General features: G+C 51.9%; 24 protein-coding genes. 8 read left to right on the top strand and 16 right to left on the bottom strand.

Annotation, left to right across the window (positions count from 1 at the left end):
* Nucleotides 1-60: 60 nt before the first annotated feature.
* From MRY86_RS00585 to MRY86_RS00535, 11 genes are all read right to left on the bottom strand, one after another.
* Nucleotides 61-327 carry a hypothetical protein gene (locus MRY86_RS00585; protein ID WP_293566947.1) on the bottom strand — a complete coding sequence of 89 codons (267 nt, stop codon included), beginning with the start codon at nucleotides 325-327 and terminating at the stop codon, nucleotides 61-63.
* Entirely contained in the window at nucleotides 320-829 is a 510-nt protein-coding gene (locus tag MRY86_RS00580) for an MOSC domain-containing protein (RefSeq protein ID WP_293566948.1), read from the bottom strand. Before MRY86_RS00580 ends, MRY86_RS00585 begins: the two co-directional genes overlap by 8 nt.
* A complete protein-coding gene (locus MRY86_RS00575; RefSeq protein WP_293566949.1) occupies nucleotides 810-1,334 on the bottom strand; it encodes a hypothetical protein in 525 nt (174 codons plus the stop codon). Before MRY86_RS00575 ends, MRY86_RS00580 begins: the two co-directional genes overlap by 20 nt.
* Before the next feature lie 445 nt (nucleotides 1,335-1,779).
* On the bottom strand, nucleotides 1,780-2,517 hold the full coding sequence (locus MRY86_RS00570; protein ID WP_293566950.1) for a S24 family peptidase: 738 nt from the start codon (nucleotides 2,515-2,517) through the stop codon (nucleotides 1,780-1,782).
* Between the two features lie 145 nt (nucleotides 2,518-2,662).
* The gene (locus tag MRY86_RS00565; RefSeq protein ID WP_293566951.1) at nucleotides 2,663-3,220 is read right to left on the bottom strand and encodes a GNAT family protein; all 558 of its coding nucleotides are present in this window, start codon (nucleotides 3,218-3,220) and stop codon (nucleotides 2,663-2,665) included.
* A 13-nt stretch (nucleotides 3,221-3,233) separates the two neighbouring features.
* On the bottom strand, nucleotides 3,234-4,415 hold the full coding sequence (locus tag MRY86_RS00560) for an aminotransferase class V-fold PLP-dependent enzyme (protein WP_293570943.1): 1,182 nt from the start codon (nucleotides 4,413-4,415) through the stop codon (nucleotides 3,234-3,236).
* 5 nt (nucleotides 4,416-4,420) lie between these two features.
* Nucleotides 4,421-5,653, bottom strand: a complete 1,233-nt coding sequence (locus MRY86_RS00555; RefSeq protein WP_293563512.1) for an Nramp family divalent metal transporter — start codon at nucleotides 5,651-5,653, stop codon at nucleotides 4,421-4,423.
* A 79-nt stretch (nucleotides 5,654-5,732) separates the two neighbouring features.
* On the bottom strand, nucleotides 5,733-5,978 hold the full coding sequence (locus MRY86_RS00550) for a hypothetical protein (protein WP_293563511.1): 246 nt from the start codon (nucleotides 5,976-5,978) through the stop codon (nucleotides 5,733-5,735).
* Between the two features lie 131 nt (nucleotides 5,979-6,109).
* Nucleotides 6,110-6,286 carry a hypothetical protein gene (locus MRY86_RS00545; RefSeq protein ID WP_293563510.1) on the bottom strand — a complete coding sequence of 59 codons (177 nt, stop codon included), beginning with the start codon at nucleotides 6,284-6,286 and terminating at the stop codon, nucleotides 6,110-6,112.
* Nucleotides 6,287-6,392: 106 nt separating this feature from the next.
* The gene (locus MRY86_RS00540) at nucleotides 6,393-7,082 is read right to left on the bottom strand and encodes an SDR family oxidoreductase (protein WP_293563509.1); all 690 of its coding nucleotides are present in this window, start codon (nucleotides 7,080-7,082) and stop codon (nucleotides 6,393-6,395) included.
* 12 nt (nucleotides 7,083-7,094) lie between these two features.
* Complete coding sequence (locus MRY86_RS00535) at nucleotides 7,095-7,850, bottom strand: SDR family oxidoreductase (protein ID WP_293563508.1); 756 nt, start codon at nucleotides 7,848-7,850, stop codon at nucleotides 7,095-7,097.
* Nucleotides 7,851-8,086: 236 nt separating this feature from the next.
* On the opposite strand from MRY86_RS00535, the gene MRY86_RS00530 reads away from it, so the two are divergent.
* The 3 genes from MRY86_RS00530 to MRY86_RS00520 all read left to right on the top strand — a co-directional run bounded on the left by MRY86_RS00530 (nucleotide 8,087) and on the right by MRY86_RS00520 (nucleotide 11,813).
* A complete protein-coding gene (locus MRY86_RS00530; protein ID WP_293563507.1) occupies nucleotides 8,087-8,836 on the top strand; it encodes an ABC transporter permease in 750 nt (249 codons plus the stop codon).
* Nucleotides 8,837-8,845: 9 nt separating this feature from the next.
* Nucleotides 8,846-9,607, top strand: coding sequence for an ATP-binding cassette domain-containing protein (locus tag MRY86_RS00525; protein ID WP_293563506.1), 762 nt, complete (start codon nucleotides 8,846-8,848; stop codon nucleotides 9,605-9,607).
* A 181-nt stretch (nucleotides 9,608-9,788) separates the two neighbouring features.
* The gene (locus tag MRY86_RS00520; RefSeq protein ID WP_293563505.1) at nucleotides 9,789-11,813 is read left to right on the top strand and encodes a caspase family protein; all 2,025 of its coding nucleotides are present in this window, start codon (nucleotides 9,789-9,791) and stop codon (nucleotides 11,811-11,813) included.
* Between the two features lie 62 nt (nucleotides 11,814-11,875).
* Here the strand turns inward: MRY86_RS00520 and MRY86_RS00515 are convergent, their stop codons facing one another.
* Nucleotides 11,876-13,333, bottom strand: a complete 1,458-nt coding sequence (locus MRY86_RS00515; protein ID WP_293563504.1) for a GWxTD domain-containing protein — start codon at nucleotides 13,331-13,333, stop codon at nucleotides 11,876-11,878.
* Between the two features lie 209 nt (nucleotides 13,334-13,542).
* Between MRY86_RS00515 and MRY86_RS00510 the strand changes: the two genes are divergently transcribed.
* Nucleotides 13,543-14,139 (top strand): hypothetical protein, encoded by a 597-nt coding sequence (locus tag MRY86_RS00510; protein WP_293563503.1) that lies wholly within the window; start codon nucleotides 13,543-13,545, stop codon nucleotides 14,137-14,139.
* Here MRY86_RS00510 and yjjX read toward each other — a convergent pair.
* Both yjjX and MRY86_RS00500 read right to left on the bottom strand, forming a co-directional pair.
* Nucleotides 14,117-14,653, bottom strand: coding sequence for an inosine/xanthosine triphosphatase (gene yjjX / locus MRY86_RS00505; protein WP_293563502.1), 537 nt, complete (start codon nucleotides 14,651-14,653; stop codon nucleotides 14,117-14,119). The genes MRY86_RS00510 and yjjX overlap by 23 nt on opposite strands.
* 9 nt (nucleotides 14,654-14,662) lie before the next feature.
* Nucleotides 14,663-15,055, bottom strand: coding sequence for a lipocalin family protein (locus MRY86_RS00500; protein WP_293563501.1), 393 nt, complete (start codon nucleotides 15,053-15,055; stop codon nucleotides 14,663-14,665).
* A 257-nt stretch (nucleotides 15,056-15,312) separates the two neighbouring features.
* Between MRY86_RS00500 and MRY86_RS00495 the strand changes: the two genes are divergently transcribed.
* Complete coding sequence (locus MRY86_RS00495) at nucleotides 15,313-15,810, top strand: Lrp/AsnC ligand binding domain-containing protein (RefSeq protein WP_293563500.1); 498 nt, start codon at nucleotides 15,313-15,315, stop codon at nucleotides 15,808-15,810.
* An 8-nt stretch (nucleotides 15,811-15,818) separates the two neighbouring features.
* On the opposite strand, the gene MRY86_RS00490 is transcribed toward MRY86_RS00495, so the two are convergent.
* Entirely contained in the window at nucleotides 15,819-18,494 is a 2,676-nt protein-coding gene (locus MRY86_RS00490) for a choice-of-anchor L domain-containing protein (protein WP_293563499.1), read from the bottom strand.
* 355 nt (nucleotides 18,495-18,849) lie between these two features.
* Between MRY86_RS00490 and rpsP the strand changes: the two genes are divergently transcribed.
* The 3 genes from rpsP to MRY86_RS00475 all read left to right on the top strand — a co-directional run bounded on the left by rpsP (nucleotide 18,850) and on the right by MRY86_RS00475 (nucleotide 21,696).
* Nucleotides 18,850-19,428, top strand: coding sequence for a 30S ribosomal protein S16 (gene rpsP, locus MRY86_RS00485; protein ID WP_293563498.1), 579 nt, complete (start codon nucleotides 18,850-18,852; stop codon nucleotides 19,426-19,428).
* A 226-nt stretch (nucleotides 19,429-19,654) separates the two neighbouring features.
* Nucleotides 19,655-21,049, top strand: a complete 1,395-nt coding sequence (locus tag MRY86_RS00480) for a hypothetical protein (RefSeq protein ID WP_293563497.1) — start codon at nucleotides 19,655-19,657, stop codon at nucleotides 21,047-21,049.
* A 191-nt stretch (nucleotides 21,050-21,240) separates the two neighbouring features.
* The gene (locus MRY86_RS00475; RefSeq protein WP_293563496.1) at nucleotides 21,241-21,696 is read left to right on the top strand and encodes a hypothetical protein; all 456 of its coding nucleotides are present in this window, start codon (nucleotides 21,241-21,243) and stop codon (nucleotides 21,694-21,696) included.
* Here MRY86_RS00475 and MRY86_RS00470 read toward each other — a convergent pair.
* Complete coding sequence (locus MRY86_RS00470; protein WP_293570942.1) at nucleotides 21,693-23,198, bottom strand: hypothetical protein; 1,506 nt, start codon at nucleotides 23,196-23,198, stop codon at nucleotides 21,693-21,695. The genes MRY86_RS00475 and MRY86_RS00470 overlap by 4 nt on opposite strands.
* Nucleotides 23,199-23,745 lie beyond the last annotated feature (547 nt).

Below are 23,745 nucleotides of genomic sequence, written 5' to 3'. Positions count from 1 at the left end.
ACAGTCTCCAAAGTTACTATTATTTAGGAGAATGCGGAAGCTCCTTAACTTTTGAAATGACTAAGCTGGCGACAGAATAGTGATTTGCTCCAACTCCTCAACAAGCCAGTCGTCCAGCCCACGGTACCAGTCGAGGTGAGGGCTGATGGCACCACAACCACCGCCATCGGTTGGGCATTGAGTCTCCTCCCATTGCCTCTTGCAGGAAGGGCAGCGCCCTCCGGTTTCAAAAGTATTCCATAGGTGCCCACAGGTGCACATCCACCAGGCGCGGCCATCGGGTTTCCAGTCGCATTTTGGGCAGAGAATTTCTACAGATTTAGGCATGGGTTTGAGTTTTGGATTCAAAAATACGAATGGGGTCTCCCTGTGTAATCGTTCCGCCTTGGACCACACGGGCGGTTACGCCTCCGTGCCCGCGCATCGCCGCATATCCTCCATCGCCCAGGTTTTCTTCCATCCGGGAGCAGGGGTGGCAATTGCCAGTAATTTCGAGAATGACTTCAGTACCGATCTGCACTTGCTGTTTCATCAGGGAGAGCAGGTTGATGCCAGATACGACGAGGTTGCGGCGGGTAAGACCAGGGTCGATGGGTTCCCGGTTCAAAATAGCCCCGATAGCTTGCAGGTGTTCTGCCTGAATTAGAGTGACTTGCCGTTTTCCACCTTTGCGGCTGTAATGGTCGCCCACAATGCCTTCATCCAGAGTAATAGTGGCGGAATGGCAGGGTGCCAAAGGGCTTTTCTTTTGCGGGCGTTTGCCAATCCAGTCCAAACGGCCGGTCTGTGGAACGTACTGCTGAAGGTCATTAAGCGTCGGAAACTTCAAGGATACTGGCTTTTGCTTCTGTTTCAACCAGCGCGGCATCCATAAAGTTTCGGAGCCGGTGCATTTCGTCTTTGCCGAGGCGCTCACCAGCTTTCGCGAAAAGGTACAATACCAAAGCAATTGCGGCAGCTACGGGCAAAGCCCAAAGTGCAGGGGCAGACATGCCGAGGCTCAGTTGAGAAAATCCAGTAATCCCGATAAAGAGACTAATCGCTCCAAGAGAAGAGTAAAGAAAGACAAACATGAGCCAAACAGAGGGGCGTGGGCCGTAGAGGCCGCGGATTAGCGCTCCTCCCTCCATGTTGTCCTCGATCGTGAGGCTTAACTGTGGGGACCAGTAATGTTGTTGCTCCACAGGTATGCGCAGCACAATATGATGGTCCATGACGGAGCCCTGAATGCTGCCGTCGCTGTTTTTCAAAGCTTCGCTAAGGTAATGTATCACCTGTTTTGCGGTGGCAGGGTGCTGCCGCTGGAACCTTGGCCTGATTTCAACTGTCGTCATAAATTTGCTGTTGTTGGCTTGGCGCTGCGACGATCTGACCTCGCTTAGTTTGTTATTGCTAAGTCAGACCGTCAAAAGTAGGTAAAAAAACACAAAGACAAAACGAAAATTTGGAACTGCTGCGCTTGCTGCCGAAAAAATTAGGAAGGGGAAGGAGGGCCTCGCCAGAGCTGTCAACTCGTTATTCGGATAAGGAAAATAGGGAGGAGGGAAGAGGAGGAGCTGTAGTTAAAAATTAAAAACTCCCGGGCCATTTACCCGGGAGGCCAATCAAAAAACAGCAGGATATTATTCTTGAAAAACATAAACCGATTGCTCTGTTACCCGCAAAATTGGGGTACAGTTAGTAGCCAACTCAAGTTGGTGCTAATCAGGATTATGTAAACTTGACTTTGTCGTCGGTGTAAAAGGCGCATGTGTTGTTGCTAGGGAAGGCCCGGGGCAGCTATAGATCGCTAATCCGGCGGACTACTTCATACAAGCGGGTGTAGGGCCCAACGTCCTCCACGAAAGGATCGTGCTCCAGATGATTCGCAGAGATCAGCTTCAGATGCGTAACCCGGCCCCGGCTGTCGGTCACACGCTGTACATACTTTACCCAAAGCTGCCCATTATTTTTGACGGCATAGATTTTATTGTCACGTATCTCGTGCAGGCCACTGATCTCTCTACAGATTACCATGTCCCCATCGAGAATGACCGGTTCCATACTGTTGCCATTAATTGGAAAAGCAACAAGGCTGGCACCGGAAAGGCCCGGAATGCTGAAAAAGGTATTTTCTTCTTTGGTAAAGCTTTCTGCGCTCACTGTAGAGCCTGCAAAGGCTTCCGTCGTGGTGAACATGATGTTGCCACCCATTCTCGGTGCATCTTCCATCACCTGATCGTATTTAGGCGCTTCAAGCCCGAAAGGCTCGCCCTCCCCATCGATCATATAGGACTCATTTACCCCATACTCCCGGCACAGGGCGCGGGCGTGGCGGTAATCAATGCAACGCTTATCATCCGGGTTAAGGAAAGCACGAATAATATGACCATAGGCACGATTTCCGAGAATGCGTTCTGCAAAATCGCCCATGCCTTTACCATTTCGGTCATTTTTGACGATCTCGCCACGTTCTTCCAACATATTGAAAACCGTAATAAATCTTTCATTCAATTGCCGCCTGTCTTCTCGGATCATAATTTTGAGGATTTAATTCGCGCTGTTCTCCACCCGGTGCAATGCATGCGACCTGGGGAAAGCGTACCGTAATAAACAAAAACAATCAACTTGAACGCAAGTTAAAACAAATTTTTGTTGCAAACAAATCAATTCAGGAAGAAAATTATATTTTTTTTGTTTTCCACTCCCGGCGCAGGAGACTGAAGAGCTGAAGGTGTTGGTAGGCTTCTTCTTTGAGGAGGGCTTCGCGGAGCTGCCCCTCGGCTGTAAAGCCCAATCGGTTGGCTAAAGCTATGGAGCGCTGGTTGTCTTGTGTGGACCGCAGGGCAACGCGGTTGAGGCAGAGCTCCTCAAAGGCATAACTGAGGAGGCGGCGACAGGATTGAGTAGCCAGCCCCCGGCCCTGAAAACCACTGCCGAGCCAGTAGCCCAATTCTGCCCGGTGGTGGTCCCATTCGATGCGGACAAGGCTGACTAGCCCGGCTATCTGCTGGTCGGCACGTACCAAAAAAGTGCAACGCTGCTGCCCTTCATTGAAACGTATAGCGTCAAACAGGAAACGGTGTACGTCTTTTTCCGTATGGATTTGTTTGACCCATTCCATCCAGGGCTCTAGTCCGGCCCTGCTTCGGTCTATTAGCCGGTACAAAGCGGCGGTGTGGAGCAGCTCCGGGCGCAGCAGGTCTAGTTGTGGTCGTACGGGCAGGGTTTCGGGTAGCATAGGCGGCAGCTTATTAAACGAGCAATTGCTGTAGGGCTTCCACCGCCCGGTCCAGCTCTGCTGTCGTATTGTAATAGTGGGGGGAGAACCGCAGCGCCCAGTCCACACCTTTCTTTTCGAAGTCGATAACCGCGCCTGCTCTCCCGGAAACAGAAGCATTGACGCCTTTTTGGTTCAGGGCAGGGATAATCTCCCGGTCACTGAGTTTCTCTATGGAAAGGGTTACGATGCCGCAAAGCTGCTGACCCTGATCGAGCACCCGGACCTGCTCAAGCGGGCTGAGCCTTTGCCGGAGGTATCCTGCCAGCATACTAACCCGTTCTGCAATAGCTGGCAGCCCCAGTTCGACTGCATAATTGGTGGCAGCCCGGGCGGCAAGCACCAGAGCATAGGAGCGCTCCCAGGTTTCGAAACGCACGGCACTTTTCCGTGGGCGGTAGGCATCCGGAGCCGTCCAGGCAGCGCTGTGGAGGTCCATAAATTTTGGCTCAAGCCCCGCTTCCAGCACCCGTTCGGAGACATACAAAAAGCCGGCCCCGCGTGGGCCCCGCAGGAATTTACGGAAAGTGGCTGTCAGGAAATCGCAGGCAATGGCTTGTACATCCAGAGGCAGCTGCCCGGCGGACTGACAGGCATCGACGAGGTAGTACGCACCATTGGCCCGGCAGGCTTCGCCTATGCCTATGATGTTTTGCACCAGGCCGGAATTAGTGGGCACATGAGTGACCGCTACGAGCCTGGGGCGATGTTGCCGGATCAGCGCTTTCAGGTGGCCGGCATCCACGCCGCCTTCGGGCAGGGTCCGGGCGCGGATGAGTTGCAGGTGATGCCGTTTGGCCAGTTGCAGAAAGGCGATCTGATTGGACACATAGTCGTCTTCGGTAGTCAGAATGGTGTCTCCTGCCTGAAAAGGGATAGCGGATAGGACCGTATTGTACGCCTGCGTAGCGCTGCCGGACCAGGCGATTTGGTCCGGTTTGGCATTCAGCAGTTGGGCAACGGACTCGTAAAAGCCGATACTTTGTTCCCGGAAAAGGGCGGCAGCTTCATATCCACCGATTTCCGACTCCAGCTGAAGGTGTTGCTGAGCCGCTTCCAGTACCGGTCGTGGCATGAGGCTGGCGCCAGCGTTATTGAGGTGGATACGGTGCTGCACGCCGGGGGTATCAGCCCGAAGTTGGTCAATATTGAGCATAGTTTTCAGATGATTTTGGTTAAGAAAAGGGCCAGGAAAAGCAGCAGGCTCAGGATCAGCCCGGCATTAGCGAGCCATCCGTTGCGGGCACTGCCCAGCCAGGAGGAGCGGTTGTTCATGTAGATCAGAATGGCCGCCAGAAAGGGCATGAAAAAGGCACCCGTCACGGCGTATAGTATGCCAATCCAGGCAGGTTTGCTCCACCAAACGATGATCAGGGGCGGTATCGCCAGGTAGCCCAGGAACAGGCGATACGGCAGGGTAGGGCGGAGGAGCTCTTGGGTAATGGGGCGCTTTCGGACATTCCGGACGAAGTCTGCAAAAAGATAAGGCACCCCATCCCATACGCCCAGCATGGAAGAAAATACCGCACCCCAAAAGCCAATGAGGAACCCCCATCGGCCTACCGGGCCGGTCACGGTGCCCAGTTGCTCGGCCAGGCTGAGGATCATCCCGTAGCCATTGACCTGTTCCGGGCTGACCCCCGCGGCAATAATCACCAGCGCAACCCCAAACAGGCTGCTCAGCGTGTAGGCGATCCCCAGATCAATACGGGCGTGCTTCATGAAACCCGCCTGGCTCCATCCTTTTTCGGAAAGCCAGTAGGCATAGCTTAGCAGCGTCACACTGCCGCCTACGCCGCCGATCAGCCCGAGGGTGAGCATCACGGCTTTGGGATCATTGGGCAGGCGCGGGTAAAGCAGGGCCATTCCGATATCTCCCCAGTCCGGTGATAGTCCCCAGGCACTAATGATGACTACTGCAAACATAAGCCCAATGAATAATTTCATCAACCGCTCCAGCAGCTGATAGCTGCCGCCCAGGACGAGGAGCACAGCCAGGCCCGATTGCAGGGCACCCCAGATCAATGTGCCGGTGCTTTCATTTTCATGAATAGGCAGAAGGGTCTGCGCGGCAAGCCCGCAGAAGGAAATCAGAGCGCCCGCCACCACGAAAGACCACAGCAGCAGATAAGCCAGAAAATAATAGGACACCCATTTTGGCAGGTGTTTGATCCAGCCCTCCAGGAGGGTTTCTCCGGTTGCCAGTTGCCAGCGGGCAATGCCTTCGTTGAGCACAAACTTCAGCAGACCGCCCAGCAGCACTGCCCAAAGGATGACGGTGCCATATCGCGCCCCGGCTAGGGAGGCGGCAATCAGGTCGCCCGCGCCCACGCCGGTCGCTGCCACGATAAAGCCAGGGCCGAAATAGCTTAGCCGTCTTTTTAGATTGCTCATTGGGACAAGATACAAAAAACAAGGTCTGTTGGCCCTGGGGTAGAGCTTCCCGCTCTGCTCCAGGTTCACTGTGAGAAAGCTAGCCTTCGGGCACATGCAACACCTTCATCACCATCACGGTCACCTGCTCTTCCGAAAAAGCTTCCTTGATGGCCGACTGCACTTTGGGCATGGCGGTATCGAATGCCCCAAAGATTTGGGTGCTCATGTCGTTGACTTGTACGCGCAGTCCTTCCTCCTCTTTCAGTAGCCCGATAAAATTCAGGATAGGCTGCTCGTAATCGGGCCGGAAGGGGTACATGGAGATTTCTACGGCGATTTGCATGGTGGTTTTGTTTAATTTAGCGATGAAGCCGTATCATAATATAAAATTATTGAATACGAAAGGGATAAGAAGAGATTGCTTGGTTTCGAGGGGGAAAGGGGTAAAACGGGCTGGCTATTTCCTACTACAAATTAGCGGAGCTGTACCGGGCGAAGGAAGATACAGTCGAAGCCAAAGTTTTCTACGATCAGGCCATAGAAGTCTGGGAAAAGCTGTACAAGCGCACGCAGTGGGGGCAGATCGGGGGGTATTTGGAGACGGTGCGGGGGCGGGTGGCGGCTTTGGGTATGGGAAACACATAGGGACATAGGACACATAGGGTTAAATTGTCTGGCTATGTGCTCTATGTGGCTATGTGTTTAAAAAACCTAAAAGCGGAACTTAGGGCGCTGTGGGATACAGCACCCTAAGCCACTAGGGCGTAGACACCGAAACCGGCAACACCTTCCCATTAAAAAAGTGATGCCCCTGCAACGCAAAGTAGCTTAGAAAGCCCCCCATCTGCTCGCTGCTCACCGGGGCTTGCATGCCGGGAAAAGCAGCGGCCAGCATTTCCGTCTGTACAGCACCGAGGGCCAGGCAGTTGACACATACGCCGGAGTCTTTCCATTCTTCCGCCAGGCATTCCGTGAGGGTAGCGATGGCGGCTTTGCTGACGCTGTAGGCGAGCAGGCCCGGGAACTTGGAACTGCCCTGATAGCCGCCCATGCTGCCGATATTGAGCACGTGGGCTTTTTCGGCGGCCTGCAGGAAGGGGCGTAGCATTTGTAGCAGGTGGACGGGCCCGTGGAAGTTGACGCTCATGACGTTTTCCCAGTCGGTGCCGGTGGTTTCGTGGAAGGGCTTGTTGAGCAGGTAGCCGGCGTTGTTGATCAGCACGTCTACGGTGCCCCAGGGCTCTATGATCTCGAGCAGGGGGCGGGCATCCGGGGAGGTGATGTCGTAGGCGAGGTAGTGCAGGTTATCTCCGGCTTCCTGTTGCAGTGCCTTTAGGGCGGCTTCGTTGCGGGACAGGGCGAGGACGCGGTGCCCGTCTTTGGCGAGTTTCAGGGCGGTGTCGCGCCCGATGCCCCGGCTGGCCCCGGTGATGATGATGTTTTTCATATCTTCAGTATTTTATAAATCGCCCAGTTGGGGGCGGATGGTGATTTCTTCAATAACGGCATTGGGCGGCAGCTGCCAGGCGCTCCAAATGGCTTCGGCTACTTCGGAGGCTTGCAGCAGGCGGTCTGCCGGCAGGTCGGCGCCAGTCCAGGAATCGGACCAGGTGGGGCCGGGCAGGATAGCAGTTGTCCTTATACCTTTATCTTTGAGTTCGTGCCGCAGGCTGTGATGGAAGGACAGCAGAGCGGCTTTGGTGATGCCGTAGGAGCCTTTCCCAATATACCCTTCCCGGCTGGCTACGGAGGCGATGTTGAAAATATGACTGCCCCGGGGCATCTGGGGCCATACAGCCCGACTCAGGTGGTAGGGCGCGTAGAGGTTGACCGCCATCATGTGTTCCAGGGCACCGCTGGGTTCCTCCAAAAGGGTGCCGGGCAGGTAGGCGCCGGCGTTGTTGATGAGGATGTCTATGGTTTCGTAGCCGGACTTCAGGATCTGGCAGAGGCTCTGTAAGGCTTCGGCATCTGCAAGGTCACAGGGGAATACTTCAATGTGGCATTCCGGGGCGATGGCTTGCAGTTCCTGCCGGGCCGATTGCAGGTCGGCAGCAGTACGGGCAATGAGCGCCATGCGGGCACAATGCGGTGCAAAGCGATCCGCAATAGCCCGGCCAATACCTTTGGTGGCGCCGGTCAGGAGGAGTGTGGGGCGTTGGTCCATAATGGGAGCAACGAATGGGAGTAACGTATTGTTTGTACGGATATGCAAAAAGCGCCGTTTGCCTAATTAAAGGCAGGAAGCTGCCCATTTTTGGGATAAAGCTTCTACATTTGCGCGGTAAAGTTGCGCAAAACTTAGTAGTTTGACGGCCATAAGCCAGACCGTTTTCTCTTTAGGTTTTGCGAAATTTTAACGCAACTTCCAAGTTTTCAGTTGCTTATAAAATTTCGCAAAACCGCAAACGGTCCAACTTATTTTGTTTCCGTCTTTTTATAATAAGGCTCATGTTTTTAAAGAATATACTCTACCATTTTGGCCGCTATGTGATGATGCTCGGCACGGCAATCTCACGACCTGAGAAAGTCTCGATGTATTACAGGGAGACGATGCGGCAGATGAATGACATTGGCATTGGTTCTTTGTTTATCGTAGGGCTGATCGCCATTTTTATCGGTGCGGTGACGGCAGTGCAGTTTTCCTATCAGCTGGATGGGACGCTTGTGCCGGTCTATTACATCGGCTATGTGGTGCGGGATATGACGATTATTGAGCTGGCACCAACTTTTACCTGCCTGGTACTGGCAGGCAAGGTGGGGTCCAATATCGCTTCTGAGATTGGTGGGATGCGCCAAAAGGAGCACATCGATGCGATGGAAATCATGGGCGTGAATACCGCAGCCTACCTCATCATGCCTAAAGTGATTGCGGCGCTGGTGGTGATTCCCATGCTGGTGGCGGTGGGGGCATTCATCAGCATTATTGGGGGGTATCTGGCTTCTGTGCCTACAGGCGTTATGGCAGATGCCGACTACATCAAGGGGCTGCGCTCCTTTTTTGACCCCTTCAATGTGACAATGATGTTCATCAAGGCGGTCGTGTTCGCTTTTATCCTCACCACGGTGTCCTGCTATCAGGGGTACCACGTGCGGGGCGGCAGTATTGAGCTGGGGCAGGCGAGTACCAATGCTGTGGTTTTTAGCGACATTTTGATTTTGGTGGCCGACTACCTGCTGGCCGTAATTCTGACGAGTTAAGCAAGGCTTATGATCCGGACAAAAGATATCTTTAAGTCCTTTGACGAAAAGGAAGTACTGAAAGGGATTACCACTGAATTTTACCAGGGTAAGACCAATCTGATTATTGGGCGCAGTGGTGCGGGCAAAACGGTATTGCTCAAGCTATTGGTCGGCTTGTTGCAACCTACTTCCGGTGAGGTTTGGTACGGAGATACCAATTTTTTCAGCTTGAATAAAAAAGAGGTGCGTGCCATCCGTATGCAGGTGGGCATGCTTTTTCAGGCTTCGGCCCTCTTTGACTCTATGACGGTGGAGGAGAACATTCGTTTCCCGCTCGATATGTTCACCAATATGACCTACAAGGAGAAACGCAAACAGGTGGACTCCTGCCTGGAGCGGGTCAGCCTCTCCGGGGTCAACGACAGCTTCCCTTCTGAAATCAGCGGTGGCATGCAAAAGCGGGTGGGTATTGCCCGGGCCATCGTGCTCAATCCACGCTACCTGTTTTGCGATGAGCCAAACTCCGGGCTTGACCCGAAGACCTCTATTGTTATTGACGAGCTGATCCTGGACATTACCAAAGAAAAGAATATTACCACCGTAATCAACACCCACGACATGAACTCGGTGATGGAGATCGGCGAGAACATCATTTTGCTCTATCAGGGTGAAATTGCCTGGCGCGGGCACCGGGGCGAGGTTCTGGAAAGCGATAATGAGACGCTGCAGGACTTTATTTTTGCCTCTCCTTTCCTACAGCGGTTGCGGGAATCGGCTCTGGGGAAATAGGCAGGTTTCACGCAACGAGCGCAAAGTTCGGTAAGCGGGGGTGTTCTGCTCTGGCTTTGCTTACTTTGCGAAAACTTGTACGCCCTCTGTATGGACCCCACTCCCCCTACCCGAACCCTTGCAGCACATTTGTCACCGGAAATCCTTATCTTTCAGGGCACAACGCTAAAACCCAAAAACCATGGGCAACCGAGGGCTAGACCTGGAATCCGCCATACCTGCATTTGATCCTGCCAAAGGGAAAAATCACCTTTTAGTAGTTGGCATTGATAACTATGCGCACTGGCCAGCGCTGCACAATGCCGTGCGTGATGCCCGCACTTTCGCCAATGTACTTTGCCAGCAGTACCAGTTCGAAGCCGGCGATGTCCGCAAGCTCTTCAACGAGGACGCCTCCGAAGGTGGCATCTACAACGTCCTTCGGGAGCTGAAGCGCGGGATGGGCCCTCACGACAGCCTGATTATTTACTACTCCGGGCACGGCTACTTCGATCAGGATTTTGACGAAGGTTACTGGGTGCCCCAAGATGCCCGCAAGGGTGCTGAAGAAACTTACATTTCCAATGCCAACATCCTGAAGCGGGTCAATGCGTTGGAGGGGCAGCACATCCTGCTGATTGTGGACTCCTGCTTTTCAGGCTCTTTGCTAACCAGTACGCGCAACGCCTCTGTGGATGAGCACTTCCCTTCGCGCCGGGTCATTTGCTCCGGCCGTTTGGAGGTGGTTTCGGATGGTGCCCCTGGTCAGCACAGCCCATTCGCCGACCTGCTGATCAGCCGGTTGCGCGACAATACCGTACCTGCCCTGAATACGACTGCGCTGGTGCAGTACGTCAAGGAACATATTCCGAAATTGTCCCAACAAGCACCCATTGACGGGCGGTTGCAGAATTCCAGCGACCGGGGCGGAGAGTTTATCTTCCACCTCAAAGTGAGCGAGGAGGAGCTATGGGAAAAAGTAGAGCAGGAAGGGACAGCCGCTGCCTATGAAACCTACCTCAACGACTATCCGGGTGGGAAATTTGCCCAACGCGCCAGTCAGCAGCTCCTGGTTTTAAGAGAGGACGCCATATGGGAAAGTGCCCGGCAAAAAGACAATGAGCTGGCTTACCGCAATTACCTCAAACAGTACGCTGGCAAGGGCAAATACCTGGAAGCCGCCCAAAAACGCCTGGATGCCCTGGAGGCACAGCAGGAAGACCGCCGTAAGGTGCTGGAGCAGCTTGCGCAAAAAGATGCAGAGCGCGAAGGCATTCAAGAGCAGTATCAGTCCCTGGTTGATGAAGCGGAAAGCCTTTTCCAGAAGGAGGAAATGGAGGGCGCCCGGGAAAAATACCGGGAAAGCCTACAGTACTTCATGGCGGGCTTTGCACCGGACTACACCTATGTAGAGGAGCAGATCAACCTTTGTACCAACGGGATTGCATTTGTACGCAGCCTCAATAACGGCAAAGCTGCTATGGCGCGCGACAACTACCGCCTTGCCCTGCAGTACTTCAATGAAGCGGCCCAACATGGCGACGATCCTAAGCTGGAAGACTTGATGAGGGTTTGCCGGCAACGGCTTAAAAGCCCTGCACCTATTACCCAAAGGGAGACGGCCTACGCCCAAAACACCCCCACCCGTGGGGCCAATACAGCCGCACCACCCCAAAAACAAAAACGCAATTGGGGCGGAACGCTGTTGAAATGGATCGGAGGTTTTGCACTGTTTTTTATCCTGTTGGGCATTATTGGAAACCTGCTACCGGAAGACGAGCCCTACACCGATGAACCGGCTTACCAGTCACCGGGAAGTGGGCAGCAGATGCCTCCCGCGGAAACAGCGTCTTCCGGTCAGGGCAAGCCTGCAAAGACCAAGCCTGCACCCACTTTACAAGAGCTCATCCTCGGTGACTGGGCGGTAGAAGATATCGTGATGAATGGGCAGTCCTTGTCGGATTTGGCTGGGCAGTACGGGACCGACCTTTCGGAGTATGTGTATTCCTTTCACTCTAATGGGCAGGTCTCCGTCTATAGCCCGGCTGGCACAGAGCAGCAGACGTACTCGATTGAAGGGCAAAATATCTACCTGTATTCCAGCGTATGGGGCGGGAGCCCGGGGGTGATCAATTACATCCGGTCTTCGGAAATGCAGCTCACCTTTTATGTAGCGGATGGTTTTGGAGGTTCAACGCCCATGATCGTTACCTTTTCCCGGGGATAAAAAGAAAACCTGTGCCGTTTTTGCTCCGCACAGGTTTCCAGACCGCATCCTACATTCTGTAATCAATAGTCCCGGAAAACCCGGCTGGCATTACGGTTGAAGTTGTCCATTACATCGGTGCCGCCGAAGGGGTCATTCCCGTTGAGCTCGTTGGCAGGCGCATCGCGGTATAGCTCTCTGAGCCAGCCCGGATTGCTGCGTTCACCAATGGCAGTGGAGTGGAGCAGTACATAGTCACCCGGTGAAAGAGAAGGGTTGTAGAAAACGAACTTCACGTTGTTCTGATTAGTGTACGGAAACTCGTAGTAGGTCCAAATCTCGTAGGGTGGGGCAGAGGGTTCCTGATCCCGCATTTCCATATCATCAGGCTGGCCGTATTTGAGGTAGTAGTAGCCGCGGTCGGTTTCAAAGCCGTGGCGGAAGCCGCTATCGTACATTTTATCCACGGCTGCGGCAATCTCCATATATTTATCATAAGCGGCCTTTGGATTGTTGGGCGCCTGTCCTGCCCAGTAGCTGAACAGGTACAGCCGTTGTCCTTCAAGGTTTTCATTTTTGATCATGTTGTTGACGCCCTCCACATCATTTTGCGGGATCTTCGGAGTCAGGGCGCGCAGGCTATATTCTAATTCTTCCGCATCCAGCAGCTGAACGAACTCCTCCTTGACATCGAAGTCCACCATTTCGATTGGCGCCTCCTTCAGGAATGGGTTGCTGCGCTGGAAAAAGACCGTCTTGCTGCTCAGAAGCCCTTTGGTGCGGTCGCGTACTTCCATAGTCAGGTTGTAATTGCCGGAAGGCAGCTCGGTGATGTCCATGCCAATGAGCACAGGGACGATTGGGGCCGGTTTCTGCCGTTTATGCCCAATCATGATCGGCTTGGCGTTTTCTTTGTTGGCGGGTTCCACAGCGTAACTGACCAGGTAGTCCTCACCCAGCGCTTGGTCAGAATTGTAGACCTCATTGTAAAAAATAAGGCGGGAGGCGTGCCGGCTATAAAAGTTAAAGGGCAGGGGCTCCATTTTGATGCCGTTCTTGACGAACATGTTGTTTTGTCCGGGCTCAGCTTTCGTATAGCTGGAAAGCAAAGTCAGACCAGACTGGCATATTTCTGTTTCTGGGAAGCCAATGGTGAAGTCGGTATTGTATTCTTTAGCATTGCCTTCCTCGTTGAGGTCAGAAACGGCGACCACGAGGTTATAGTCTCCCGGCTCAAGGGCAAAACGCTTGAGGTCAATAAAATCAAGGCGGTTTTTGGTCAGCGGGCTGTTGAGGGCGTACTTGTCAAACTTGATAATCTCCTCGCCCTGCTTGAAGAGGATCACCACTTCCACATTCGCCTGGTACATGCTGTCGGGCATCTCTTTGAAGGCTACCGTCTGCCCGGCAATATGCAGGTAAACTTCGATGTAAGGGTTATCCGGCGTTTTGAAGGTCGCGAAGGAGATGCTTGCGTCTATCGCGAAGAGCCCGAGCGAAAAGCACAGGCTGATGATCATGGTAAGGATAAACTTTTTCATGGTATAGCATTTGAGTCCTACAACTTACAATAAAGATAGCAGTTCCGCCAGTGCATGGGCGGGAAATACGGGTGAATGTCAGCCCGGCGTTCGTAATTGCGGCTTTTGAACGCTCAAACGAAGCATTGGCTCTAAATTAAAAAGCAGTAAAAAAGGAAAAGTTGTACTTTGGCAACCGCGAATTGCGTTGCCTTGAAAATAAGCCGTTTATGCCCTCCAAATCCACCTTACAGCAGTTGCCGAAGCAGGTCCTGCTGATCATGGCCTCGATATTCTTAGTCTTTCAGTCATTCGGGCTGTTATCTGGGGTGGACTATTATACAGATATCGGCTTTTGGGCGGCAATCTTGCTGGCGTGGGTGATCAACATGTTTGTAACCGGCATATTTGCATTTGCTGGTTTTGCGCTGCCTACACACCGGCTATTGCCCACTCGTTACTACCAGGTTGCTAACCCCGATCAATTGAAATGGTTTTATCAGGTCTTCGGGGTGGAGCGTTTCCGGAAGTTGCTGCTGGTCACGCTGTGGCGCAATAAAGCTCAGCAGCAAAGGTATTTTAACGGCCGGCCCGACGGGTTGAAGCATCTTGAAGAGCAGTCCCAAAAGGCAGAGTTTGGGCACCTCCTCCCTTTTCTGATCCTGACCGTGGTTAGTATCTATATCATTTTTTTCGTACAGCCTGTATTGGGTGTTTTATGCCTGGGCATCAATCTTATGGGTAATTTCTATCCGGTTTTGCTACAGCGGCACCACCGGATGCGGCTGCAGCGGATAGCCGCTATCAGAACAAGGGCTCGTGCATAAAGGGGATAAGGGCAAAAATCAGCGGTTGGATATATAAAGCCTCCCGGCTGACAAGCCCGTTGGTGAGCAGGCCTACGGCACCACCTTTATGTTTGGTGTTGTGTTCCTTAAAAAGACCGTCCATGACCGGCCCCAGCTCCTCGCCGCCTTCAATTGCTGCTACTGCTGCTCTTGGAAGCGGAAAGCTGGCACTTCGGGCACTGTATTCCCGGCTATCCGTGCGCACACACATCCAGCCAAAAGCCTGAAGCCCTAATCCCTGTGCATCGGCCACGCCGCCCTCCAGGCCCACCCAAAAGTCGGCATGTGGTTGTTCCTGCTGTGCCCGCTGCGCTCTTTGCCGGGCACCCAGGAGGGTCTCCGCGTCTGTCATAGGCTGATCCCGTACACCCGAGGGGACATCCACTCCGGTGATGGAAATAGCCAGATGCGGAAAAGCTTGCTCGAAAGCTTCCCGGGCAGCTGCCTGCTTTACGGGATTCAGAGAGGCAACAATCACCTTTAATGAGGCCATAGCGGTCTTCTATTCTTGGTTAGGGATAGCCCGCTGCAGGTTGAATTGGAAGGGCGTGTTCCGAAGTTCAGTTTGCAGAACAAGCGTGCTGTCAGTGATGGAAGTAACGGAATACGCGATGATGTTGCCATCCTGGTTTTGCTCAATGCTTTGCCCGGAGATTTGATAGGCGCTCTCGCCTTTAGCAACGGGCAGGTTAGTCCGCATGGTGCCATCGGCGTCAAACTCGTAGTAGAGATCTGCCAGAGACCGGGTAGGTTCGCCATTGCGGGTCGCCTGCTGTAATTCCCACCTGCCGGGTAAAAGTTCCTGAATATTTTGCGGCTCCTCGGCACAAGAGACCATCAGCAGCATCAGGCCGATACAGCGCATAAAGGAGTTGGAAATTCGCATAGAGTTCATAGTCATCCAATGGTTTATTCGCAAAAGTACCAATTATTTTGAGCTGACCTTGAGATTCATAAGGCAAAATCAGCAGCCCTACTTTTTGTGTACAGCATACAAATGTTAGAAGCTAAAAAACGGCCAGATGTTTTATGCATGACGAATTAGTTCGTAAACGAACAGTTATTTGGAGAATGTTAATTTAATTCAGGAATATTCGTTTATTTTGAGCGCTGTTCAAATAATTCTCCCAGTCGCTGAAGAAATGATAATACATGGCTAAAGGAACTGAAATTGACGACCTGGACAGAAAGATCCTGTCTATACTGATGCGGAACGCCAAGAAACCGTATACCGACATCGCCAAGCAACTCTTTGTATCCGGTGGCACCATTCATGTACGCATGAAAAAACTGGAGGATGCCGGCATTGTTAAAGGGTACCACCTGGCAGTCGACCCAAGTAAGCTTGGTTACGATATTTCTGCTTTCCTGGGGATTTACCTGGATAAAAGCTCGCTCTACGAGGATGTAGCCAGGGAACTTGCCAAAATTCCTGAGGTGGTAGCGGCTCACTACACCACCGGTTTGTATTCCATTTTTGCGACTATCGTTTGCCGGGATACCAAACACCTGCGGGATGTTTTGCATGATAAGGTGCAAAAGATCAACGGTATACAACGTACCGAAACCTTCATCTCCCTTCAGGAAAGCATCAACCGGCCCATTCACATTACGGACGAGCCATTTCCTGACGAACAAGAGGAAGGGTAGGGCGTAGCCTACTGCATTAGCAAGACGTGCCCGCCGATTGTTTGCCGACCGCCGGAGGTTAGCTCCAAAATAGCCATATAAGTGTAAACGCCAGGGTCCATCAGCTGTCCGCGGAAGGTGCCGTCCCATCCGAGCTGTTCCCGGTTGGGCGGGAAGTTTTCGTTTTCGAACATCAAGCCTCCCCAGCGGTCGAAAATCCGGAAAACCAGGACTTTCTCTACCTGAAAGGTGTTGGCATAGATATTCAGCCGGTCATTGATCTGGTCACCGTTTGGAGAAAAAGCGGTGGGGACGTAGATATCCACCGACTCATCAATCGTGATGGTAATCGTTAGCGCTGTGGAACAGCCATAGAGGTCAACTATTCGCAGGGTGTAAGTTTCGGGTTGAGTAATTTGGACGGCAGGGAAGGGGCAGTCTATACAGCTCAAGCCGTTAGCCGGTGACCATCGAATACTTGAAATAAGGTTGAACGGTATATTGTACTGTGGGCGTAGCGTATCTGCCAGGCCTAATTTCAGTTCCATCATAGCCGGTAGGTCCGCAATACGGTCGTAAGCAGCCGGCCAAAGGGTGGACTGCTCCACTTCACAGCCCATGGCATCCCGAATAGTGATGGTGTAGTGTTCGCCCGGCGTAAGTTGATCCAAAAGTTCAGCGTCACCGAAAGGGCCTCCATTGATGGCATATTGATAGGGCGGCGTACCACCGGTAGCAGTGGCTTTAATTGAACCGGAGCTGATAGATTCACAATCAAACTCCAAAGGCTGCAGCGGCGGCGGAGCGTTGACTTCAAAGGTCGCCTCCTTTTCGCAGCCGCTGTCATCCATCACTACGATAGTGTAGGCGCCCGGGCTTAGCTGCTCCCTTTCCAAATCAGGCACTGCCGTATCCAGCCAGAACCAGTCATAAGGCGGAGTTCCTCCACCCAGGCTCACCTGGACCCGCCCATCTGTCTCGGCAGAGCAGGAAGCGTTGATGACCTCGGCCGTTATCGAAATGGCGTTTACTTCTACCCACGCACTGCCGCCCACTTCGCCCGCACAGCCTGAATCCGCTACACGGGTCAGCTGATGGGAGCCTTGCAAAGTAGCTGGGAGCAGGTAAGGAGACTGTTGGATGTTGTTTACCTGAAACGGTTCGCCTTCCACTTCGTAACCAATGGACCAGGGCGGGCTGCCTTCAAGGCTGACGGTCAGCCAGGCCGTGTCGCCTTCGCAAATGCGCTCCTCTCCACTTAGGAATGCAGTGGGTGGAGGTGCGGTGTAAGTACTGGCGGAATCCGTTCCTACATTACCACAGGCATCGGTTACGGTAAGGTGATAAGGTGTGGGGTGCTCCCCGGATACCGTGATTGTGCTGTTGTTGGCGCCGGTACTCCAGGCGTAGGTGAAGGGGACTGTGCCGCCGCTTATTTCTGCGGACATCGTATTGGTCCACCCTTCACATACGGCTACATCCGCTACAGACAGCTCAAAACCAGGGCTGTCGGTGATGTACATCGTGGTAGAGTCTGAGTAGCAGGCGCAGGGAATGTCAAGCTTGAGGTCAATGTGCTCCAGTGGCTCTTCAAGCCCGTCATTGACCAGGTCAACGGGCAGGGTAGCATAATTCTGAAAAGCAGGAATGGTAATACTGCCAGGCAAAACCGGGAAGTCGATGCCTTCCTCAGCTGTACTATTGCTGCTGATGAGATAATTGACAGAAAGCGGAGCGGTATTATCGGAGCCCGGGGCTCTTTCAAAAACAAAGTAATTGCCGGGGCACCCTTCCGGAGCCGGTTCCTCTGCTGTGATTCCCGTGCCTGCTCTTACCTGCACTTCACCCCCGAGGTTAAAGCTTTCTGCCTCCAGGAAAACCGCCGAATCAAAATAATAGTCCCCCACATCCGAAACAACCAGCCGGATATGATAGGTCTCGCAGGGGATGAGGTTCAAAATGGCGGTAAGTTTTGTGGTAAACCCATCGTACTCAATAAACGGGTGGTAAGTGCCGGAAGGTGTCGGGAGATCGCAGACATTGGCATCCGTAGCCAGCTCATTATGGACATAAAGGTGGGGGTTATCCGCATAATTAACATTATTGATGGAAACGAAATCAGTAGTGCCCGGGAGGATAGCAACGTTTTTGGCATTATTAGAGAAGGCACCATTGATGCCAGGCCCTGAGATGAAGAACCCGAAGACATCATTGTAGATACTCCCCACAAATTCACAGTATTCTTCGGAAGCAAAAACATAGCGGAAGGCTACTACGGAGTCGAGCGGCATAAAATCAAATTCGATGCCCACCGCATCTTTGACTTCTCCAGTTGCCAGGCTGTTGAGGTCCGGGTCACCGGAGGCATCTTCAAAGTAGCCGGACAAATCAGTATAATTGTTGGGGCCGTGGGCATTCTCAATGGGGCCGGTGGCGAGGATGACGCCCCGCTCCATCCCGATACTGCTGCTGCCTTGTTCAAAGTACCCAATGCCTTCTGCGTGGCCTATCGCCTGTATATTGGTAATGGTATTGCAGGCGCCATCCACGAAGATGTCCTGCACCAATTCCTCAACGGTGTAGGTGTTGTCGGTGACAATACTACCTGTGGGCAGGGCATAGCTATAGCGCTCAGACCGGTGGCTTCCAGCGAGTGTAAGCAGTACCAAAATCGTCCAAAGGCTAATATTCGCCAACCTGCACATGTTAATTAGGTCTTGGATATTTGAATCTGCACCGGTGGTCTCTGAAACGAGACCTGATGCAAATTTAACAACGGAAAAATACGCAAAATAAACTGATTAATCCGACAGGTAAAAGGGGGGTGGGTTTCAAGGATAAGCAGACTTAAAGGTAGGCTTAATTTAGGAAAAATTGACATGCATTTGCCTGTTAATTTGTGACAGGCTAAACTTTGCCTTTGATTTTGTTGCCGGCCTAAGCTTGAACAATCCAACTAAATGCCTTACATTTGCACCCGTTAAAAACCCGCCGCTTGATTTTCAAGTTACGCGGGTATGTTTTCACCACAATAATTTTAACAAGCCAATGGCAGTTAAGATGCGTTTACAAAGGAAGGGCCGCCGCAAGCGTCCTTTCTACCACATCGTTGTCGCAGACGGACGCGCACCGCGCGATGGTCGCTTCATCGAAAGACTGGGTTCTTACAACCCGATGACAAAGCCTGCGACGATTGAGATCGACCGGGACAAAGCTTTTGATTGGTTGCAAAAGGGTGCACAGCCTACGGACACCGTACGTGCCATCCTGCGCTTCAAAGGCGTGTACTACAAGCGCCACCTGATGCGCGGAGTTGCTAAAGGTGCCCTCACCGAGGAGCAGGCTGAAGCGAAGTATCAGGAATGGATCGATGCGAAGGAGTCTAAAATTGCTGCCCGCTTTGAGCAGACTGCTGCTGAGCGTGCAGATTTGCTGGCTAAGCTTTCTGGTACGCCTCCACCTCCTCCTCCGGCACCTGAGCCTGAAGAAGAGGAAGCACCGGCTGAGGAAGCAGAAGCTGCTGAAGCATCCGCCGAAGGGGAGACCGAGGCTGCTGCGGAGGAGACACCTGCTGAAGAGCCTGCTGCTGAAGAGCCTGCAACCGAAGCAACTACAGAAGAAGAGAAAAAAGAAGATTAGTCTTAGTTTTTCCTCATGGATGAAACAAGAGGGTTTGCCGGGTATAGGCAAACCCTCTTGCCATTTTGTGAACTGATGTGGATAATATTCATAAGAAAGCTTTGCGCTTTATCTCACATTAAGCTATATTTGCAATTCAAAACCAAGGCAATACTTTAATTCTATAATATCTGACCTGGTAGTGCATTAATTTGCACTATCAGGTTTGTTTTTAAAATATACATTCATGCAAGCGTTAGCCGAAGCGTATAAAACCAAACTGGAAGCACTGGGCACTGAGATTCAGGAGTCCGATGAACTGCAAGCCTATCTCGAAGAAGAAGAGGAAGAGCAGTATATGCAGCTCAAGGAAATGTTCGAGCCCCGCATTGGAATGGTTTATGATGAAGTGGCGGGAGCACACCCTTTGCAGCTGATCGCCCTCGAAACCCTCTTGTTGCAACCGGAGTTTGAAGGGCTTTACCTGCCTAAGATACTTGGCTTCACGGTTCTGCGTGGAGAAGTGGATGATGCCCGGATGAAGTACACCCGCACGCAGGAGCACTTCAAGGAGGTGCTGATGGCGATCTGCAATTCCGCTAACTTTGACCTGTTGCGTAAGCGGATCGGGCAGTCGATTCAAATGGGCTTCGCGCTGAGCAGCGACATCTGGGTGACCAACCTGATTAACGAGGTGGACAACAAGCGGGTCCGGTACTTCCTGCAGGGGCAAAAATTGGATCGCTACCGGGTACTGGAGGAGCGTGTCAAAGGCTATCAGCGCTATCAGCGGCAGTTCCAGAGTGAGAATTTTATGTCTGCCGAGTTCCCGCAAGCGCTGTCCGACCTGAAAACCCTCTACTCTCCACTCAAGAGATTCCTGCTCTACCGCGTGGACGGCAACTACGATAACAGCAGCATCATACCACATCTGCGCAGTTTTGTGGAGAATAAGGCGTTCAAAGGCCACCGTGAGCATCTGGAGGTATTGGTGCTTTATGCTTCTTTCTTTGAACTGGAAGGAGACGATCTCGACCATCTACGGAAACACTTCAACGAGGTGCGTAAAAGTATGGACGACTTTCAGGAGCAATATCTGGAATACCTCCTGGAGCTGCATTTGAAAGAGGAAGTGATCATCGATCCGGATGCTGATAAGCGGATCTCATCGGTAATGGACCATAAAATCAAAGACGACCTCTCCAAATATTATGACCTGCTGGACGAAGTGCACAGCAAAGGCTATACTACAGACGAAGCCCAGGAAGCCGTAAAGGCGTTCTATACTCAGTATCAGGGTCTTAGCAATATCAACGAATGTTTGCGGCAAACCATTTACGGCTATTTCCACCGCCTAATCAGCAACCTGGAGGAAACCGACTACCCCGAACTGTTTGAGATTTCCAAGCTTTACCCGGTCTACATGAATATTTTCGCCAATCAGCAGTTCAATCAGCAGCTCAAGGAGCTGAGCCTGGAATACGTGGGCAAGTTGCTGAAAAAGTATACGGACAAGCGCGGAAAAGACTATCAGGACATCAAGAAATTCGTGACAACGACCTTCCAGGATCTTGGGTTCCTCAAGGAGAAAGAAGTTGTGGAGATGTTTAAGACCCGCCGTAAGCGGAAGAAAACGTCGTAACCCGATAATACGAACAGAACTCTATAGCCCTTTGCCTTCCCGCGAAGGGCTTTTTTTGTTAATTTTGGCAAAGACTTACTTTACATACTATGGAACCCCTCCGTCGTCTTTTTAATTGGCTGTATCAGCTGCTTTTTGGACCATCTAACGGGCCGGGAACCTTAAAGATCTTCAAGCAAAACGTCTACACCATGATCAACAACATCACCTTCTCTACAGAGATGGACACCCTTTATCTAATCGATAACGACCGGGCCATTCCCTTCCCGTTAGACAATAAGAAGGGCATCCTCATCGGCGTGCTCAAGGGGCAGCTTACCGTAGCTACTGATTTTGAGACCCCGGCTTCACCCGAGCGCATCGAATTGGAAGACGGCCGGCAGGTTGGCTTCAGCCGCTCCAGGAATGAAGCGAAGCTTTCAACGGAAAAAACAGTATGGTCAGCGGCTTACCACCGGCAGCGGCGGGTGCTTTCTTTTGTGGGGGCTACAGAGGTTGAGGTGCGCAGCAATGATGCGGAGTATGACTACAAGCCGGAACTGGTGTTTTTCGAATTGGACGGCCGGGTGCTAAATATTCAGCGCAAAGGCAATTCGATTGTGGTTAAAAGTATGGTTCTTGCAGATACGGAATCACCGGATCGCTAATCGGTTCTTTTAGCTTGATCTCTAAATACCAGTCTAAGTGGTTTGAGTGTTTGTTTGCTTTCGAGCCAGTTCAGCATCAGGTCATCCAGTCCGAGGGGTATTCGCTCCGGCGGGTCAATTTTGTATTGCCCGAGCAGGTGAGAAAACTCTTCCATAGTGCTCCTCCGGCTACCGGAAGGCTGATCGTAAAGTTTCCTTAAATACTTGGAGCATGCTCTGAAGAAGCGGGTCGGGGTTTCGGTTTTCTGCTGCCGTATGCTGCGCTGAAGGGCCCGCAGTCCGGAGTCGAACTCATCGATGTCATCCAAAGAATAAGTGGCCATGAGGCGGATGAGGAGGGTGGCCAGGCGGAACTGCTCGCTTTCCACCTTCCGGTTATAGTTTTGCAATACTTTGTCTGCCCATAATCGGCATTCCTGTTGCTGCTCAAGGATGAGCAAAAGCACTGTCACGTTGAAGGCAATGATCAGTTGGCTCACCGGATTCAATTTGTAAGTGGCGATGCCTTCCTCTACCCGTTGCAGTAAGCGCTCGTACCCCTCTTCAATGCCCAGGTTGATGTGGTAAAGCAGTTGGTAGTTGGTCAGTTGTTTGAAAACCAGTACCTGATCGTGGTAGCTGCCTGCTTCCTCCTGTTGAATTTTGTTTAGCAATTGCTCAAACTGATCATACTTTTTTTGGCTGTAGGAGGCATGCAGCAGGTTGAAGGCATCGGCCAGATAGCGGTTGTATTCTTCATCTTTGATGTGAGGGTACTCATCCCACCATTCCACCATCTTAGCGTAGTAGGTATTGGCTTGTTCCACATCACCAATCAGGTCATTGAGCAAGGCATGGCTTTGCAAAAACCGGCGCTGTGCATGAGCGGTAGAGGGCAGGGGCGCAGATTGGGCCTGCAGCTGTTCGGCATAAGCAGCGCTGCTGGCCTTGCGGTCGGCTGCCTGACGCTGCTCTTTGGCTACCTGTATCTTATAAGCCAGGGATAGGTAGCGCAATTCTTCATTAATATGGTGTATGTACTCATCTTTGTCTGCCAGCAGGTCTTCGATCTGCGAACCGTAGTCGCCCTGCTTCATTGTCCAGACATAATTCAGCTGCTCCCGGCTGATCTCCAGAAGCGCCAGCTGATCGTCGAGGTCCCGTGCCAGGGCTTTAGCCTGACTGAGGCGCTCTTCACTCTGATGGTAGAGCCCCCTTTTATAAAGGTATTTAGCATCAAGCAGCATTTCTTTAATACGGGCCGCTTTGGATTTAGAGCTGTTGTAGTCCCGCATGCTTTTCAGGATCGCGTTATACAGGTAGTGTTTATCGGTGGGCAGGCTGTTGCCAAACTTTTGCTGTAGCTTTTCTTCTTCATAGGCTTCCATCTGGTTAATGGCCTTAAAAAGGTCAAGATAGCGGCTGCTGCTGCGCCCGCTTTTCTTTGCGTCCAGTGAAAAGTAGCGCTTTTCGGATTTCGACATGGATTGTATGAGGTCGAACAGATCATTTTGATGCTTCATGTTACCGGATAATAGGTTGTTTGTGCCGTTTATAGGATTTAAGCCACCGTTCTATGGTTGATTTTGCGCTTTTTTGAAATAATTTAATTTTTTTTAAGGAGCTTAGGAATTTAATCTGACTTAGGGTGTTATGGAGTTTTAAAACTATGGAAATCAGTGTTTTGAGAAGGCTTAAAGCCTCTTGTGGTGCAAATATAAACGTTTTTTGAGTTGTTAGAAGTTTAAAGTGGGTGGGATTGGTGGTTTGAGCGGCGGTGCCAATCCCCCTACATTTGTAACTGTAATTAGTCAACAACGTTATTTGAAACACCGGGCACTACTAAGGTTAGAAACTTACTATGAGAAAATTTTCGTAGAGCAAATGTGCAGCCGTATTGTCCTCCGGGGCAGTCGGCTCCGCTCTCCGGAGTTCGGGTTAGAGCCTGAAAAAGCTATGAACAAGATATAACTGCCGAATCCGGCAGCTGAAGAATTTAGGGTGTTTTATTTTCAGAAGGGCGCGTCCACAACGGTGGGCACAACCTAATTGGAGATAAGTAGATAGTTG

Origin of the sequence: Phaeodactylibacter sp. (genome assembly GCF_022763345.1) — a bacterium.
GTDB lineage: Bacteria > Bacteroidota > Bacteroidia > Chitinophagales > Saprospiraceae > Phaeodactylibacter.
Note: the sequence above shows the minus strand (reverse complement) of the source record. Positions and strands in the feature narration are given on the sequence as shown.

Excerpts from the sequence above, each read along its gene's own strand:
- MRY86_RS00515 (WP_293563504.1), bottom strand. The coding sequence starts at position 13,333 with ATGAAAAAGTTTATCCTTACCATGATCATCAGCCTGTGCTTTTCGCTC.
- MRY86_RS00555 (WP_293563512.1), bottom strand. The coding sequence starts at position 5,653 with ATGAGCAATCTAAAAAGACGGCTAAGCTATTTCGGCCCTGGCTTTATC.
- rpsP (WP_293563498.1), top strand. The coding sequence starts at position 18,850 with ATGCGTTTACAAAGGAAGGGCCGCCGCAAGCGTCCTTTCTACCACATC.
- MRY86_RS00585 (WP_293566947.1), bottom strand. The coding sequence starts at position 327 with ATGCCTAAATCTGTAGAAATTCTCTGCCCAAAATGCGACTGGAAACCC.
- MRY86_RS00475 (WP_293563496.1), top strand. The coding sequence starts at position 21,241 with ATGATCAACAACATCACCTTCTCTACAGAGATGGACACCCTTTATCTA.
- MRY86_RS00490 (WP_293563499.1), bottom strand. The coding sequence starts at position 18,494 with ATGTGCAGGTTGGCGAATATTAGCCTTTGGACGATTTTGGTACTGCTT.
- MRY86_RS00570 (WP_293566950.1), bottom strand. The coding sequence starts at position 2,517 with ATGATCCGAGAAGACAGGCGGCAATTGAATGAAAGATTTATTACGGTT.
- MRY86_RS00545 (WP_293563510.1), bottom strand. The coding sequence starts at position 6,286 with ATGTCCCTATGTGTTTCCCATACCCAAAGCCGCCACCCGCCCCCGCAC.
- MRY86_RS00575 (WP_293566949.1), bottom strand. The coding sequence starts at position 1,334 with ATGACGACAGTTGAAATCAGGCCAAGGTTCCAGCGGCAGCACCCTGCC.
- MRY86_RS00525 (WP_293563506.1), top strand. The coding sequence starts at position 8,846 with ATGATCCGGACAAAAGATATCTTTAAGTCCTTTGACGAAAAGGAAGTA.
- MRY86_RS00520 (WP_293563505.1), top strand. The coding sequence starts at position 9,789 with ATGGGCAACCGAGGGCTAGACCTGGAATCCGCCATACCTGCATTTGAT.
- MRY86_RS00540 (WP_293563509.1), bottom strand. The coding sequence starts at position 7,082 with ATGAAAAACATCATCATCACCGGGGCCAGCCGGGGCATCGGGCGCGAC.
- MRY86_RS00500 (WP_293563501.1), bottom strand. The coding sequence starts at position 15,055 with ATGAACTCTATGCGAATTTCCAACTCCTTTATGCGCTGTATCGGCCTG.
- MRY86_RS00510 (WP_293563503.1), top strand. The coding sequence starts at position 13,543 with ATGCCCTCCAAATCCACCTTACAGCAGTTGCCGAAGCAGGTCCTGCTG.
- MRY86_RS00470 (WP_293570942.1), bottom strand. The coding sequence starts at position 23,198 with ATGAAGCATCAAAATGATCTGTTCGACCTCATACAATCCATGTCGAAA.
- MRY86_RS00480 (WP_293563497.1), top strand. The coding sequence starts at position 19,655 with ATGCAAGCGTTAGCCGAAGCGTATAAAACCAAACTGGAAGCACTGGGC.
- MRY86_RS00565 (WP_293566951.1), bottom strand. The coding sequence starts at position 3,220 with ATGCTACCCGAAACCCTGCCCGTACGACCACAACTAGACCTGCTGCGC.
- MRY86_RS00495 (WP_293563500.1), top strand. The coding sequence starts at position 15,313 with ATGGCTAAAGGAACTGAAATTGACGACCTGGACAGAAAGATCCTGTCT.
- MRY86_RS00550 (WP_293563511.1), bottom strand. The coding sequence starts at position 5,978 with ATGCAAATCGCCGTAGAAATCTCCATGTACCCCTTCCGGCCCGATTAC.
- MRY86_RS00530 (WP_293563507.1), top strand. The coding sequence starts at position 8,087 with ATGTTTTTAAAGAATATACTCTACCATTTTGGCCGCTATGTGATGATG.
- yjjX (WP_293563502.1), bottom strand. The coding sequence starts at position 14,653 with ATGGCCTCATTAAAGGTGATTGTTGCCTCTCTGAATCCCGTAAAGCAG.
- MRY86_RS00560 (WP_293570943.1), bottom strand. The coding sequence starts at position 4,415 with ATGCTCAATATTGACCAACTTCGGGCTGATACCCCCGGCGTGCAGCAC.